At 65.2% G+C, this 15,644-nt stretch carries 14 protein-coding genes; 5 read left to right on the top strand and 9 right to left on the bottom strand.

Going from position 1 to position 15,644, the window contains the following annotated elements; genetic code table 11:
* The first annotated feature begins 92 nt into the window (after positions 1-92).
* Positions 93-938, top strand: coding sequence for a helix-turn-helix domain-containing protein (locus PQ457_RS04105; RefSeq protein WP_273618509.1), 846 nt, complete (start codon positions 93-95; stop codon positions 936-938).
* A gap of 30 nt (positions 939-968) precedes the next feature.
* On the opposite strand, the gene PQ457_RS04100 is transcribed toward PQ457_RS04105, so the two are convergent.
* From PQ457_RS04100 to PQ457_RS04085, 4 genes are all read right to left on the bottom strand, one after another.
* Positions 969-3,080 (bottom strand): acetate--CoA ligase family protein, encoded by a 2,112-nt coding sequence (locus PQ457_RS04100; RefSeq protein ID WP_273618508.1) that lies wholly within the window; start codon positions 3,078-3,080, stop codon positions 969-971.
* Between the two features lie 25 nt (positions 3,081-3,105).
* Positions 3,106-3,957, bottom strand: a complete 852-nt coding sequence (locus PQ457_RS04095) for a p-hydroxycinnamoyl CoA hydratase/lyase (RefSeq protein WP_273618507.1) — start codon at positions 3,955-3,957, stop codon at positions 3,106-3,108.
* Positions 3,958-4,140: 183 nt separating this feature from the next.
* Positions 4,141-4,887 carry a FadR/GntR family transcriptional regulator gene (locus PQ457_RS04090; protein WP_273618506.1) on the bottom strand — a complete coding sequence of 249 codons (747 nt, stop codon included), beginning with the start codon at positions 4,885-4,887 and terminating at the stop codon, positions 4,141-4,143.
* 95 nt (positions 4,888-4,982) lie between these two features.
* Positions 4,983-5,891: a LysR family transcriptional regulator gene (locus tag PQ457_RS04085; RefSeq protein ID WP_273618505.1), complete on the bottom strand. Its 909-nt coding sequence runs from the start codon at positions 5,889-5,891 to the stop codon at positions 4,983-4,985.
* A gap of 113 nt (positions 5,892-6,004) precedes the next feature.
* Here PQ457_RS04085 and PQ457_RS04080 point away from each other — a divergent pair, with 113 nt between their 5' ends.
* The 3 genes from PQ457_RS04080 to PQ457_RS04070 are packed head-to-tail and all read left to right on the top strand — an operon-like array spanning position 6,005 to position 8,026.
* On the top strand, positions 6,005-6,781 hold the full coding sequence (locus PQ457_RS04080; protein WP_273618504.1) for a DODA-type extradiol aromatic ring-opening family dioxygenase: 777 nt from the start codon (positions 6,005-6,007) through the stop codon (positions 6,779-6,781).
* A gap of 39 nt (positions 6,782-6,820) precedes the next feature.
* Positions 6,821-7,405, top strand: a complete 585-nt coding sequence (locus PQ457_RS04075) for an FMN-dependent NADH-azoreductase (protein WP_273618503.1) — start codon at positions 6,821-6,823, stop codon at positions 7,403-7,405.
* A gap of 12 nt (positions 7,406-7,417) precedes the next feature.
* Complete coding sequence (locus tag PQ457_RS04070) at positions 7,418-8,026, top strand: YceI family protein (protein WP_273618502.1); 609 nt, start codon at positions 7,418-7,420, stop codon at positions 8,024-8,026.
* 78 nt (positions 8,027-8,104) lie between these two features.
* On the opposite strand, the gene PQ457_RS04065 is transcribed toward PQ457_RS04070, so the two are convergent.
* The 4 genes from PQ457_RS04065 to PQ457_RS04050 all read right to left on the bottom strand — a co-directional run bounded on the left by PQ457_RS04065 (position 8,105) and on the right by PQ457_RS04050 (position 13,183).
* Positions 8,105-8,644: a hypothetical protein gene (locus tag PQ457_RS04065; protein ID WP_273618501.1), complete on the bottom strand. Its 540-nt coding sequence runs from the start codon at positions 8,642-8,644 to the stop codon at positions 8,105-8,107.
* 108 nt (positions 8,645-8,752) lie between these two features.
* Positions 8,753-11,182 (bottom strand): TonB-dependent receptor, encoded by a 2,430-nt coding sequence (locus PQ457_RS04060; RefSeq protein ID WP_273618500.1) that lies wholly within the window; start codon positions 11,180-11,182, stop codon positions 8,753-8,755.
* A 118-nt stretch (positions 11,183-11,300) separates the two neighbouring features.
* Positions 11,301-11,978 (bottom strand): response regulator transcription factor, encoded by a 678-nt coding sequence (locus PQ457_RS04055; RefSeq protein WP_273619243.1) that lies wholly within the window; start codon positions 11,976-11,978, stop codon positions 11,301-11,303.
* The gene (locus PQ457_RS04050) at positions 11,978-13,183 is read right to left on the bottom strand and encodes a sensor histidine kinase (protein ID WP_273618499.1); all 1,206 of its coding nucleotides are present in this window, start codon (positions 13,181-13,183) and stop codon (positions 11,978-11,980) included. Before PQ457_RS04050 ends, PQ457_RS04055 begins: the two co-directional genes overlap by 1 nt.
* Positions 13,184-13,278: 95 nt before the next feature.
* Between PQ457_RS04050 and PQ457_RS04045 the strand changes: the two genes are divergently transcribed.
* Complete coding sequence (locus PQ457_RS04045; RefSeq protein WP_273618498.1) at positions 13,279-13,599, top strand: DUF779 domain-containing protein; 321 nt, start codon at positions 13,279-13,281, stop codon at positions 13,597-13,599.
* Between the two features lie 175 nt (positions 13,600-13,774).
* Here PQ457_RS04045 and lepA read toward each other — a convergent pair whose 3' ends face one another.
* Positions 13,775-15,592, bottom strand: a complete 1,818-nt coding sequence (gene lepA, locus PQ457_RS04040; RefSeq protein WP_273618497.1) for a translation elongation factor 4 — start codon at positions 15,590-15,592, stop codon at positions 13,775-13,777.
* Positions 15,593-15,644: the final 52 nt, after the last annotated feature.

Genomic DNA, 15,644 nt, shown 5'->3' with positions numbered 1-15,644 from the left:
GTTGCGGGGGCAGGCCGATCGGCGCGGATATTGACAGGGGCGCGCCTTTGCGGAAAGGGATGGGTCGGTCATTCTATTGGCACTTTTCGGACATGCGCGACACATCCCCTGCCATTCCCGCCTACGGCCTCTTTGGCGAGAGCAATACGCCCTCACCCGCCGGTTTTGCTCATATCGAGACGATTGCCGAGCGATCCAGCCTGCATGACTGGGAAATCTCGCCCCACCGGCATGAACGCGGCATTCAGGTACTTATCGTTAGCGCGGGACAGGCCGAGGTGACGCTGGACGGCGCGCGTTTCGCACTGGTCCCGCCCGCCTATGTCGTGCTGCCTGCGGGCAGCGTGCATGGCTTTCGCTTCAGCCCCGGCACGCATGGCCATGTGCTGACGCTCTCGCTGGATTTTGCGGGCCGCGCGCAGGGGGCGGATGATCCGCTGCGCCGATTATTGGCCAAAGGCGGACATGGCACGATGGGCGAAAGCGCGGCGCGGCGTGTGGGCCTGCTGGCCGGGGAAATGAACGCTCTGGCGCAGGAATGGCAGGACGGCCATCTCTTCCTCGCCATGGCCGAGGCGCTGGCGCGCTCGCTGCCCGACCCGGAATTGAGCGCCGAGAGCGTGGATGACCGCCGCCTCGCGCAATTCCGCCATCTGGTCGAGGTGCATCTGCGCGAACATCGCGGGGTAGATTTTTACGCCGACCATATCGGCTGCACCCCGCGCACGCTGGGGCGGCTGTGCCATGCCCGTCTGGGGGGCAGCCCGCTCGATGTGATCCACCGCCGTCTGGGCGTCGAGGCCCAGCGCCTGCTGCGCTATACCAATGCCAGTGTGACGCAGATCGCGCAGGAACTGGGCTTTGCCGACCCGTCCTATTTCTCACGCTTCTATCTGCGCGTGATGGGCCAGCGGCCTCAGGCGGAGCGGGACCTCTAGTATAGAGGGCGCCCCGCCTGAGTTCACCGTTTACTTCACCAGCATCAGCGCGTCGAGCGCCACAACGCCCTCACCCTCGGCATGCAGGATGACCGGATTGAGGTCCATTTCGGCAATGCTCGGTTCAGCCAGCAGGACCGCGCTGATCTGGCGGATCAACCGCGCCAGCGCCGCCACGTCGAGCGCGGGCGAACCGCGATAGCCCTTGAGCAAGGCGGCCTGCTTCAAGCCATAGAGCTTATCGACAATGGCGTCTTCCGACAGGTCAGGCGTGATCAAGGCCACGTCGGCCAGAATTTCCGCCGTCACCCCGCCAAACCCGGCCAGCACCACCGGACCCCATTCGGGATCATTCTTGGCGCCCACGATCATTTCCAGACCGCGCTTGCCCATCTTCTCGATCAGCACGCCGTCGAGATTGATCGAGGCATCATAGGCTGCGACATTGGCCACCATTTTCGGGAAAGCCGCGCGCACGGCATCGGCATCGGCCAGATTGAGCATCACCCCGCCCGCGTCCGACTTGTGGCCCAGAGCAGCCGCCTGCGCCTTCATCGCCACCGGATAGCCAACGGCCTCGGCCGCAGCCACAGCCGCTTCGGCATCCGCCGCGAACTGACCCGAGGGGAAGCTGATGCCCAGCGGGCCGAGCAGCGCCTTGGCCTGATATTCGGCCACCACGCCCGCGTAATCGCCAAGGCCCGCCACCGACAGCGGCGCCGGGGCCGCATTGGTCAGATCCAGCGCCGCCCGCCGCGTCAGCGCGGCCAGAGCGCGGAACGCCCGCTCCGTCGTCGGGAACCAGGGAATACCGCGAGCGCGCAGATCGGCGATATAATGCGCGGGCATATCCGCGCCTTCATCCAGACCCGCAAAGACCAGCGGCTTGGTGATCTCGCGCCCGTCGAGAGCGGCGACAATCGCGGGCACCTTGATCTTGGCGGTGATCGGATCGGACTGGATGATGCCAGCCACCACCGCACCCACGCGATCATCATCCATCAGCGCGCCCAAGGATTGCGTATAGATGATCGGCTGCGACAGGCCCTGCGCAGTGATGTCCAGAGGGTTTGACACCGGCACAAACGGCGGCAGCGCAGCGCGTAGTTCCGGGCTGTCCTCATCATGCAGATCGGCCAGCGGCAGGCCCAGTTCCTCGGCCAGATCGAGGGTCAAAGCCTTGAATGCGCCGGATTCTCCCAACACAGCCGCCGAAGGATGGCTCATCCCCGCACAGCGCACGAGGATCTCGGCAATATCGCCCAGTTCCTGAAGCGTTTCGGCAAAGATCACGCCGGTGCGCTCTACCTTGGCGCGCATCAGTTTGTAATCGCCAGCCATCGCGCCGGTATGTGTGGCCGCGCTCTCGCGCGCCGCCGAGGACTTGCCGGGGTGCAGCAGCACGATGGGCTTGCCCGCCGCGCGCGCGCGGTCCGCCGCCGCGATGAAGCGGGCCGGATCGCGGAACTGTTCAACGATCATCGCGATCACCTGCGTATCGGCATCATCGACCAGCCAGTCGAGATAATCCTCCACGCCGCTGGCCGCCTCGTTCCCCGTCGAAACCGAATAGGAACAGGCCAGTTCACGCGCCAGCAAAGTGGTGCAAAGCACCGCCGCCATCGCGCCCGACTGCGACACCACCGAGACCGAGCGACGACCGGCGGGCGGCACAATCGCCGTCTCCACAAAGGTCAGCGGCACGCCGTCGACATGATTGACCATGCCAAGGCAGTTCGGCCCTTCGATCACCATGCCGGATTCGGCCGCAATGCGCCCGATCTCGGCCTGTTCGGCCATGCCCGCTTCGCCATCCTCGGCAAAACCGGCGGCAAAAATGATCGCGCTGCCCACGCCGCGCGCGGCGAGGCCCTTAATTGTGTCCAGCACGAAGGCGCGGGGAATGGCGAGCACCGCCACATCCACGCCATCGGGCAAAGCATCCACCGAGGGCAGGCAGGCGCGCTCCCCGATCTTTTCCCGGTTGGGATTGATCGGGTAAATCGCGCCCGCATATCCGGCACGGTCCAGATTGCTGATCAGCGTTGCGCCCAGGGCGCCCGGCTTGTCGCTTGCGCCCACCACCGCAACACTGCGCGGCTTGAGCAGGCGAGCAATGCTCGCCCGTTCCAGTCTTGCCATCTTTACTGCCCTCTCCGGAGGATGATTACTTGTTGATCTTGGTGATGTCGAACGTGCCCAGACCCGGCTTGAAGGTCTTTTCGTCAAGGAACTGCTTGGTCGCTTCCTTGCGCGCAGCCAGACCGCCAAAACCATTGAGCGCTTCCTGCGCACGGATCAGGTAATCCTCAGCATTGTCATAGGTCATTTCGACCATGCGACGCATCGCCCACTTCGTAGCGCGCAGAGCATTGGCGTCCTTCTTGAGCAGCGCTTCGGCGATCTCGATCACGCGGGCCTTGAGCTGGTCATGCGGCACGCTTTCGGTCACCAGACCCTGCGCTTCGGCCTGCTTGCCGGTCAGGTTTTCACCCATCATCGCGTGATACATCGCCTTGCGCAGCGGCATCAGTTCCTGCGCCACCTTGGACGCGCCGCCGCCGGGCAGGATGCCCCAGTTGATTTCCGAAAGGCCGAACTTGGCATCGTCCGAGGCGATGGCGATGTCGACCGCATAGAGCGGGCCATAGGCACCGCCAAAGCACCAGCCGTTGATCATGCCGATGGTCGGCTTTTCATACCAACGCAGACGTTCCCACCAGTTATAGGCTTCACGCTGCGCCTTGCGGGTGGCCCACAGGCCCTTCTGTTCGTTTTCGCGGAAATATTCCTGAAGGTCCATGCCCGCCGAGAAAGCCGAGCCTTCACCCGTCAGCACGACCACGCCCACATCCTCGCGGAATTCCAGGTCGGCCAGCACGCGCGTCATCTGACGGTTGAGCTTGGGGCTCATGCAATTACGCTTCTCGGGGCGGTTGTACTTCACCCAGGCGATGCGATTCTCGATGTGGACCGCAACGGTATCTTCTTCTGCGCGATCAATGGTCTGCTCGGTCATGACAAGCTCCTCTCCGAATGGACGGTGCCTCCCGCTTGGGACGGCGTATGCTATTATTCATAACATTTATCCCGACCGCGTCAAGCCGCTCTGCAAGGCCTCTCAAACGCGAGCACAAAAACGGCCCGCCCCGGCCCCATGCCGGAGCGGGCCGCGCAGGGCCGCCATCCTCGTGCTGAAAATTCAGGCTATGCTGTCCACCACGTCCGAACGGGCATGTTCCAGCAGCACCCGCATCGCGCGGCGCGCGCCATCCGGGTCGCCCGCCGCGATGGCCTGATGCACCGCCTCGTGTTCGGGCAGGGAATTGCGCGGCACGGGCGAATTGCTCTGCTTGAAATGCGTGGTCCATCGCACCGCCGCCCCCACCGATCCGATCAGCGAGGTGAGCGCATCATTGCCCGCCGCCTCCAGCATGGTGGAGTGGAAATCCTGATCCGCCGCCTGCCCCTCGCCGCAAGCCAGCCCATGCACGCGCATCCCGTCCAGCGCCTGCCGCATCAGCCCCAGATGCCCGTCATGGCGCCGCTCGGCCGCCAGCGCCGCCGCCTCAGGCTCAATGATCCCGCGCAGTTCGAACAGGTCACGCACGAAATCGCGATCCGGCTTTTCCGAAAACATCCACGCCAGAATGTCGGGGTCAAGCAGGTTCCACCGTCGCCGGGGCAACACATGCGTCCCCGCCTTGGGCCGGCTCTCGATCAGCCCCTTGGCGATCAGGATGCGGATCGCCTCGCGATAGGCGGTGCGCGATACGCCCAGACGCTCGGACGCCTCGATCTCTCCGCCCAGCGACGAGCCGGGCTCATACGTGCTGTTGAGGATGGCGATGCCCAGCTTGCGCGCGATGGCCTGATGGATGCGCAGCCCCTCGCCCCCCTTGCGCTTGCGCGATCTGGTGACGGGTGGCGGCGTGGCTGTAGATGACATTATGACAAAATCTCCCTGAACCTTTGTTTAGGCCCGCCGGGGCCGGGGCGCAACGCCTGCCGTAAAATGCTGCGCACAAAGAGCAGGGTTTCGCCTCAGCTTTTCCCGCTCTGCGGCATGATCTGCACCTCGCCGGAAAACAGGCCTTTCTCGGCCGCAAAGGCGTCGTTGAGCACATCGATCACCGCCCGGATGCGCGGCATGTGGCGCAGGTCGGCATGCACCCCCAGCCACACTTCGCGCGATGGCCCCAGCCCCGCGTCCAGCCGGACCACGCCGAGATCGCGATCGGCCAGATAGCAGGGCAGACAGACCACCCCGACCCCGGCGCGCGCGGCGGCCAGTTGTCCGTCGCGGCTGTTGTTGCGCATGGCCACGCGCGCATGGGGCAGCATTTCGGCCAGCCAGCGCGCCTCGGGCTGATGGGCCTGATCCTCCAGCACGGTGATCACGGCATGGTCGGGGCTGGCCAGATCCTGCCCATGCACGGCCAGATAATCAGGGCTGGCATAGAGCGCGCCCGCCGCCGTGGTCATGCGGCGGGTGATGACATCATGGCTGTCGAAACGGGTCATGCGGATGGCGATGTCGGCCTCGCGCTTGGACAGGCTGAGCGAGCGGCTGTCGGTCAACACGTCCAGCGTGATCGCCGGATAGCGCGCCTGCAAAGCCCGCACCGCGCCGGGCAGCAGCAGGTTGGCCAGCACCTCCACCGTGGTCAGCCGCACCACGCCCGAGAGCGCCACATCGCGCCCCTGCACCATGCGCTCGACCGCGATGGCCTCGGCCTCCATCCGCTCGGCATTGCCCAGCACCGCCTCGCCCAGCGCGGTCAGTTCATAGCCGTTGGTGGTCCGCTGCAACAGGCGGGCGCCGCTGCGTGCCTCCATCGCCTCAAGGCGGCGGCTCATGGTGGACTGGCGCACGCCCAACTCGCGCGCGGCGCCCGACAGGCTGCGCGTGCGGGCAATGGCCAGAAAGCTGCGAACGTCATCCCAATCCATAGGCATCTATCCGTTTTCGCATGGATGATCTGCAATATTGGCCAATTGGAATGCAAAAGTCATTAGCCTATTTAGCTCTCAACGCCGAGCAAGCCTCGGCACGGAGAAGACCGATGCAGCCCACCCTTTACCTCTCACACGGTTCGCCGATGCTGGCGCTGCAGGACCACCCGGCGCGCCATTTCATCGCGGGCCTTGGCGGCCAGCTGGAACGCCCGGACGCCATCGTGGTGATCTCGGCCCATTGGGAAACCGACGTTCCCACCGTCAATTCGGTGGAAAGCAATGAGACGATCCACGATTTCTACGGCTTTCCGCCCGCGCTCTATGCGCTGAACTATCCCGCCCCCGGATCGCCCGATCTGGCCGCGCGGGTGGTGGATCTGCTGGGCGATGCGGGACTGCGCGCCGGGATCGACACGCGCCGCGGGCTGGACCATGGCGCATGGACGCCGCTGCTGCTGATGTGGCCCGAACATGACATTCCGGTGGTGCAGCTCTCGATCCAGAGCCGCCTTGGCCCGGGCCATCATGTGCAACTGGGCCGGGCGCTGAACGCCTTGCGCAAGGAGAATGTCCTCGTGCTGGCCTCGGGCAGCTTTACCCACAATCTGCGCGCCATCAGCCGCCATCTGGGCGATGGGCCCAGCCCGGAATGGGTGACGTCCTTCGCCGACTGGATGCACGAGGCGCTGATGAACGGGCGGACCTGCGATCTGGTCTCCTATCGCCGCCTTGCCCCCTATGCGGTGGAAAACCATCCCACCGACGAGCATCTGCTGCCGCTGTTTGTCGCGCTGGGCGCGGCGGGCGAAGGGGCAAAGCCGACCCGCATCCACCAATCCACCGATCTGGGCATCCTGCGCATGGATGCCTACCGCTTCGACTGAAACCTTCCCCTCTCATTTCCCCCGTACAGGAGAATTCCCATGGCTAATGTTCTTGTCATCCGTTCGGCCGCCACTGGCGAAGCCTCGGTCAGCAACAAGCTGATCAACGCCTATCTGGCCGCCCACCCCGAAGCCAATGTCGTTGAGCGCGACCTCGACGCCAATCCGGTGCCCCATGTCGACTCCGCCTCGCTGGCCGGGATCGGCCGTCAGGCCCCCGAAGGCGACCAGTTCGCCGCCGCCCGCGCGCTTCAGGATGAAATCATCGGCGAAGTCTTTGCCGCCGACATCATCGTGATCGGCCTGCCGGTCTATAACTTCGGCATGCCCTCGACGCTCAAGGCCTGGTTCGATTACGTCAGCCGCGCCGGCACCACGTTCCAGTACACCGAAAAGGGCCCCGAAGGTCTGGTCAAGGGCAAGAAGGCCATTCTGGCCCAGGCCCGCGCGGGCAAGTATGACGATGCCACCGGCTTCCCCTTTGCCGTGCCCCACACCAAGAGCCTGCTCAGCTTTGTCGGCGTCGATGACGTGACCGTCGTCACCGCCGAAGGCCTGGCCTTTGGCCCCGAAGCCGCAGCCGAAGCCATCTCGGGCGCGGTTGCCCAAATCAGCGCTTTGTAAGGAACCTCCCCCATGTTTCGTTCTTTGATCGCCGCCGCCCTGATCGTCGCCCCGGTTGCCGCTTATGCCCAATCGCCGGTGGCCAATCCCGCCCCTGCCGCCGTGCAGGCGGGCAATTACACGGTCGAAACCACCCACACCCGCGTCCAGTTCACCGTCAGCCATATGGGCTTTTCGGACTGGTACGGTGATCTGACCGGCGTGACCGGCACGCTCAGCCTTGACCCCAAGGCGCCTGCGGCGGCCAAGGTGGACATCACCATCCCGGTGAGCAGCATCTCGACCACCAATGCCACGCTCGACGGTGAATTGAAGAGCGAAGCATGGCTGGATGCGGGCAAATATCCCCAGATCCGCTTTACCTCGACCGGCGTGACGCCCACGGGTCCGCGCACGGCCAATATCGCGGGCAACCTGACGTTCCACGGCGTGACCCGCCCGGTGGTGCTCAAGGCCGCCTTTCTGGCCAGCGGCGTGAACCCGCTCAGCAAAGGCTATACGGTTGGCTTTAACGCCACCACCGCGCTCAAGCGCAGCGACTTTGGCGTCAAGACCTATATCCCGCTGATCGGGGATGAAGTGACCCTGCGCATCAGCGCGGCCTTTGAAAAGGCCAAGTAAGAGCGCCCCCACAACCCTTGCCCCCCGAGGGTTGCGTGAACCCCCGTCCGGCGTGCTGCCGGGCGGGGGTTTGTCGTTTTACGGGTTCAACCCATTGGCCCAGTCATGGGCGGCGCGGGCATAGACATAATCGGCATCACAGATTTTCAGGTCGGCCTCGCTGATGGCGATGTCCGGGGCGGCGGATTTGTCCGCCATGACGGGGCCGGGGGCGGGGCTTTCAGGAATTGCGGTTGGGTGATCGGCGGCGGGGCGGGCTGGATCGGGCGCGGATGGGCGCAGGCGGTGAGCGGCAATATAGGCAGCAAGGCGAGCATCCCCCTGCGCCAGCGCGGCGTCATGTCGGGCATCGGCATCATCGGCAAGGCTCCTGTAGCGGGTTTCGGCGGCGGATTTGGCGGCGGCGGCGGCCTTGCGCTCGGCATCCCAAGCGGATTGGGCGGCGCGGGCGGTGGCGGCCCAACGGGCGGCGCGATGGAATTGCCACCCGGCCACACACATCGCGGCCAGCGCCACCGCCGCCCAGATCCGCCAGGCCGAGCCGCCCACCCAGCGGACCAACCCGCCCAGCCGGCGCAAGGCCAAGCTCATGCCCAGAAAAAGCGCGTTAAGACCCATGAGAACAACTCCTTGATACCGGAGGTTTCGCGTTTTGCGAATCATCCGGCATCAAGGAACTATCAGCGCCTTCACCGTGTAGGACAGAACTTTAACCAAAAAGGTTCACTACAACTGCACCCTCAGCCCCAACTCAAACCGGCGCGGCGCGGCCGGGGCCAGAAAGGTGCTGTGCAGCAGGGGCCGCTCGCCCCCGATCACCGGCGCGCTGAAGGGCCGCGCGACAAAGCCGCCGTTGGTGTCAAACCCGCTGGCCCCCAATTGCGCCGCCGTGGCGTAATGGGCGTTCATCAGATTGCTGACCCCGGCGGTCAGGATGATGCCCTTGCGCGGGCGGATCTCGACCGAGGCATTGACCACCGCATAGGCATCGGTTTTGCCCGCGCCCAGATAATAGGTGCCGTCGGGCTGGTGCAGATTGTTCTCATTGCCCCGCGCATAGACACCGCCGGCCGCGACCATCTCGCCGCGCAGGGTCAGCCATGGGGCCGCATCATAGGCGGCCTGCGCCTTGAACAGATGGCGCGGCAAGAGCGGCAGGCGGTCGCCCGCGCGCACCACGATCTCGCCGTCAAAGCCGGGGGCCGCGGCGTCATTGCTGCTGTTTGATCCGCCGTTCAGCGTCAGCGGTGTGCGATAGGTGGCGTCAAGCAGCGTATAGCTGGCCCCCACCTGCCAGCGACCCCAATGCGCCGTGCCGCTGGCCTCGATCCCCTGCCGCCGGGTGGTGCCGACATTGGCGAAATAGCCAAAGCCCGAAGCCCCGCCCGCAATGAATTGAATATCATCGCGATTATCGCTGCGAAAGGCGGTCAGGCGCAGGCTCCACGCCTTGCGCTCGATCCGCGCGCCCAGCGAAAGGCTGCGCGCCACCACCTGCCGCAGCGGTGGATCGCCCGCCATCGCATTGGGCAGGCGGCAGGGGCTGGCCGGGTCCGAACAGCCCAGTTCCACCGCCGAGGGCGCGCGCGAACTCTCGCCCGCCTGCGCGGTGATGGTCAGGCCTTGCGCCGCATGCCAATCAACCATGGCCGAGGGGTTGAACCGCGCAAACACCGGATCGGCATCGAGCGAGCCTGTGCCGCCCCCCGGCGTGATCTGGTCGCGGTTGTGCAATTGCGTGCGGTCATAGCGCCCCGCCACCGTCACCGTCAGGCGCGACCCCAGCGCCAGCACATCGGCGGCATAGAGGCCAAGGCTGGAAATCCGGCTATGCAGATCGACGCGGGCGTCAAAGGCATTCTCGCTGCTCTGCGTGCCATCGGCAAAGGCCCCCGGCCCCGACACGGCCGCCACCGAATGATCGGGCAAAAGGTATCCGAACTGGCTGTTCTGGATAAAGCGCGCGCGCGCCTGCGCATAACTGGCCCCCACGGTCAGATGCTGCCCCATGCCGGTCCAGCCCAGTTCGACCGCCCCGCCCCATTCCTGTTGCCGCGTCGAGGAGCGCGTCAGCAAACCGTTGCATTTCTCATTGGGCTCATCATTGAGCAGGACATTGGCGATGCAGCGCCATTTGGGAAAGGCCGTGTTGGCCTGCGTCTCGCCGCTGATGGGGAAACCGGTGTAGCCCGCCGCAGAAAGAGCCGCGCGCTCGGCGGCATTGGGCTGATAAAGGCTCTCGCCCAGCGCGCCTTCGTTCATGTCGCCATTGGCGCTGCGCGTCACGATGCTGCGCCAGAAGGCATTGGCCGAAAGGGTGAAGTCTTCCGACAGGCGATGATGGCCCGACAGCGTGATCTGGCTGGCGATGTTGCGGGTGTTGTCGGGCGAGGTGTAGATGCTGCGCCAGTCGCGGGCGAGCAGGCGATAATCCTGCAGCCCATTGCCGTTGAGATCGGATTGCGCGCGGTTGAAACTCAGGGTGACCCCGCTATTCGCCCCTTCCCAGCCCGCCTTGGCGAAACCCTTCCACGCCTTGCTGGCCGAGGCATAGCGCCAGCCGTCCTCCTGAAACCCTTCCAGCGCGCCATACCAGTGCAGGCCATTGTCGGCCTTGCCGCCCGCCTCGATGCTGCCGCGCAGCCGTCCATAGGAGCCGCCCGCCACCGAGGCCGCAATGCCCGGCGCGCTGCGCCCATCCTTGGTGCGGATGCTCAGCGCCCCGCCCAAGGCGTTGCGCCCGAATTGCGGCGCGGCGCCCTCGACCAGCGTCACCTGTTCCACCGCCGCCGAGGGGAGCAGATCCCAACTCACCACCTCGCCAAAGGGCTGGTTGGCGCGCACGCCGTCGATATAGACCGCAATCCCCTGCGGCGTGCCCAGCAGCGGCGAGGCCGTATAGCCGCGAAAGGACAGATCGGCTTGCAGCGGATTGCCCTGCACCTCGTTGAGGACCACGCCGGGCGCCTGACGCGCCAGCGCATCGCCGACCGACAGCGCCTGCATCGCGCGCAAAGCCTTGGCGTCGATCAGCACCCGCCCATTGTCCGCCGCGCCCGACAAAGGCGTGCTGGCGCTGACCACGATCGCGTCCTCGGCCTGCGCCGCGACGGGCATGGCCAAAGCGACAACGACCAGTGCAAAACGCCCCTGCATATGCCTCTCCCGGTATGCGCCCGTTGGCCGGGTCGCCTGATGGGTTCTGGCTATCAGAGGAAGCGCGGCGGGAACCTTAGAAAGGCCTCAGACTGGCAAAGGTATAAGGCGCCACAAATTACGTTTTATTTTCATCTATTTCAATCGCAACCCCGGCCCCCCGCACCGTGCGGATCTGCACTTTGGGCGCGGCCTGAGCCAGCCTTTTGCGCAGCGAGGAAAGCACCACGTCCAGCGCATTGTCCGTCACCGCCGCATCGCCCCAGACCGCATCCATCAGCGCGCGGCGCGTCACCACGCCGCCGCGCGCGCGCAGCAATTGCTCCAGCACGAGAATGCCCTTGGGCTCCAGATCAAGTCTCTGCCCCGCCCATCGCGCCTCGCCCGCCAACGGGTCCACCTCCAGCGCGTCCAGCACCAGCGGATCGGGGCGGCGCTGGGCGGCGTGGCGGGCCATCACCCGCACACGGGCCAGCAATTCGGCAAAGGCAAAGGGCTTGGCAAGATAGTCATCCGCCCCGGCCGCAAAGCCATCGAGCCGATCATCCAGCCCGCCCCGCGCGGTCAGCATCAGCACCGGCAGCCGATGCCCATCAGCCCGGAGCGACCGGCACACCTCCAGCCCATCGCCGTCGGGCAGGCCTAGGTCAAGCACCAGCGCCTCCACACCGCCCTGCGCCACCAGCGGAGCAACCTCCGCCCCCCGCCGCAGCCAGCGCGCATTGAGGCCCGCCGCTGTCAGCCCCTGCGCCAGCGTGCGGCCAATGGTCACGTCATCCTCGACGATCAGGATCATCACGCCTCCTCCATGGGCAGGCTCAAGACGATGCGCGCGCCGCCCGTCGGCCGGTTTTCCGCGCGGATCGCGCCGCCATGCTGATCGGCCACCCATCGCGCAAGGGCAAGGCCCAGCCCGGTGCCGCCGCGATGGCGCCCTTCCTCGCTTTGATAATAGGCCTCGAATATCAAAGGCAAATCAGCCTCGCCCATGCCGGGGCCATGATCGGCGATCGACAGGATGGCATGGGCGCCCTCGCGAACAAGGACAATTTCCAGCGCCGCGCCGGGGTCGGAGATTTTCAGCCCATTGTCGATGATCGCCAGCAGCGCCTGACCCAACCAGCGCCCGTCGGCGCGCAGGCGGACCGGATCGGCGGGCGGATCATAGGCCAGATCAACCTCGACCAGCCGCGCAAAGGGCCCCGCCGCCGACAGCGCCCCGGCAACGATGTCACGCAGGTCGCAAGGGGCGAGCATCAACACCGGCTTGCCTTCCTCGGCGCTGGCAAGGCTGAGCATTTCGTCGATGCGGTGTGAGAGGAACTGCGCCTGCGCCACCACATCGCGCAGCGCAGCGGCCTGATCGCCCTCGGCGGCCAGCGTCACTTCGGCCAGCGAGCGCATCGCGGCAACCGGGGTGCGCAATTCATGGCCGGCCTTGGCAAAGAACAGGCGGCGCGAGCGGTCCACCGCCTGCAATTGCATGGCTCGGGCGGCCACTTCGCGCTCCAGCGCCCGATTGGCCCAGACCAGACGCCACAGCCCCGCCCCCGCCGAGGCCAGCGCCAGCATCGTCAGCATCCCGCCCAGCACCAGCATCCGGCGGCGGCTGTGATCAAGCGCGGCGCGGGCGGCGGCGACTTCGGCGCGCTCGCCCGCCATCATCGTGGCCAACAGGGCCTCGCGCCGGGCGGTGTCGGCCATGGCGGGCAGGCGGTTGATGCGCTCGAGTTCATCGCTGCGGGCGGGCGAACCCAGCGCGCTTTCCTGCGCCACCAGCGCGCGATATTCGGCCAGACGCGGGGGGATTTTTTCCAAAGGCTGGCCCGAAAGGCCCGCGATCAGACCCGCCTGCCGCTCGGCCAGCAGAGCGATTTCAAACTGCCGCGCCGCGCTGCGAAGGCTGAGCACAAAGCCCGCCATCAGCGCCGCCAGCGCCGCTGCCGTCACCAGCCATCCGGTAAAACCGCGCGCGATGGGCATAGGGATGGTTTCAGGCATGGCCTTGGGTTCTCACGCCCCGACCATCGCTGCAAGCCCCTCTTGTGCCAAAGTCCCATTCGCCAGACCGGGGGCGGCCATGGCATAGAGGCGCGATGAGCACCACGCGCCAGATCCCGATCAGCCCCGCCGCCCATGCCGCGCTGGACCGTCTGCGAGCGCAGCACGGACGGCTGGTGCTGCATGTGACGGGGGGCTGCTGCGATGCGGGCACGCCGCTTTGTCTGGCCGAGGGCGACATCATTCTGGGCCAGCGCGATCAGTTGCAGGGAATGTGCGATGGCGTCCCGCTCTACCGCATGAGCGATGAGGCCGAGCAATGCCCGCTCTCACTGGCGCTGGATGTGGAACCGGGGCGCGCGGTGGGCTTTTCGCTCGATATCGGCGATGGAACGCGGTTCGTGCTAAGAGGCTAATCCCGCGAAGCGGCTTCAAAAATCGTCAGAAAGCCCCCGCGCCTTTAACACGCAACCTCATATCGGGATTGCAAAGGGCTGCCGAAGCATCGCGCAAAAAGTGGGAACCGGTTTTTGCTTTTCGCGATGCGACCAACAAAGGACACCCTTTGCCCGCCGGAGGCCCCCTAACCCCTTACTCTTCACCCATCCGCAGTGCCGCGATAAACGCTTCCTGCGGGATCTGGACATTGCCATATTCGCGCATGCGGGCCTTGCCCTTCTTTTGCTTTTCCAGCAGCTTTTTCTTGCGCGTGATGTCGCCGCCATAGCACTTGGCGGTCACGTCCTTGCGCATGGCCGCGATGGTTTCGCGCGCGATGACCTTGCCGCCGATGGCCGCCTGAATCGGGATCTTGAACAGGTGGCGCGGGATCAGGTCTTTAAGGCGTTCGCACATATGGCGGCCGCGTTCCTCGGCCACGCTGCGGTGGACGATCATCGAGAGCGCATCGACCGGCTCGTTGTTGACCAGAATGCCCATCTTGACCAGATCGCCCTCGCGCAGGCCGATCTGTTCATAGTCGAAGGAGGCATAACCCCGGCTGATCGACTTCAGCCGGTCATAGAAATCGAACACCACTTCGTTGAGCGGCAATTCATAATTCACCTGAGCGCGCCCGCCGACATAGGTCAGGCCCGTCTGGATGCCGCGACGGTCCTGACACAGCTTCAGGATGCTGCCCAGATATTCGTCCGGCGTGTAGATGGTCGCCTTGATCCACGGCTCGTCGATCTGTTCGATGCGGCTGGGATCGGGATAGTCGGCCGGGTTATGCAGCATGACCTCGCCCGCATCGTCGGTGCGGCTGGCGCGCAACTGGATGCGATAGACCACGCTGGGGCTGGTGGTGATGAGATCAAGGTCATATTCGCGGCTGAGACGTTCCTGAATGATTTCAAGATGCAGCAGGCCAAGGAAGCCGCAGCGGAAGCCAAAGCCGAGCGCGGCCGAAGTTTCCATTTCAAAGCTGAAGGACGCATCGTTCAACCGCAGCTTGGCGATGCTTTCACGCAGCTTTTCAAAATCGGCCGCATCCACCGGGAAGAGGCCGCAGAACACCACCGGCTGCACTTCCTTATAGCCCGGCAGGGCCTCGGTTGCGCCGCCCTTGACGGTGGTGATCGTGTCACCGACCTTGGCGGTCTCCACTTCCTTGATCTGGGCGGTGATGAAGCCGATCTCGCCCGGCGCCAGTTCGGCCAGTTCCTCGCGCTTGGGCGTGAAACAGCCCACGCGGTCGATCAGATGCTCGGTGCCGCCCTGCATGAACTTGACCTGCAGGCCCTTTTTGATGACGCCGTCGATCACGCGCACCAGAATGACCACGCCCAGATAGGGGTCATACCAGCTATCGACCAGCATCGCCTTCAGGGGCGCGTCGCGGTCGCCCTTGGGCGCGGGGATCTTCTTGACCACCGCCTCAAGGATTTCTTCGATGCCGATGCCCGATTTCGCCGATGCCAGTACCGCCTCGCTGGCGTCCAGCCCGATCACTTCCTCGATCTCGGCCTTGACCTTTTCCGGCTCGGCGGCGGGCAGGTCGATCTTGTTGATCACCGGCACGATTTCGTGATCATGCTCGATCGACTGATAGACATTGGCCAGCGTCTGGGCCTCGACCCCCTGCGCCGCATCGACCACCAGCAGCGCGCCCTCGCAGGCCGCCAATGATCGGCTGACTTCATAGGCAAAGTCCACATGGCCCGGCGTGTCCATCAGGTTCAGCTCATAGACCTCGCCGTCATGCGCCTTGTAATTCAGGCGGACGGTCTGAGCCTTGATGGTGATCCCGCGCTCTTTCTCGATGTCCATGTTGTCCAGCACCTGCGCGCTCATCTCGCGCTCGGTCAACCCGCCGGTGAACTGGATCAGTCGGTCGGCCAGCGTGCTTTTGCCATGGTCAATATGGGCAATGATGGAGAAATTGCGGATCTTGGACTGGTCGGTCATGGAATGTCTTTATCAAAAGGGCGCGGGAAAAGGGGCAGGAAACCCCACCCCG

The organism is Novosphingobium humi, assembly GCF_028607105.1.
GTDB classification, from domain to species: Bacteria; Pseudomonadota; Alphaproteobacteria; order Sphingomonadales; family Sphingomonadaceae; genus Novosphingobium; species Novosphingobium humi.
This window is presented reverse-complemented; position numbering and strand designations above follow the sequence as displayed.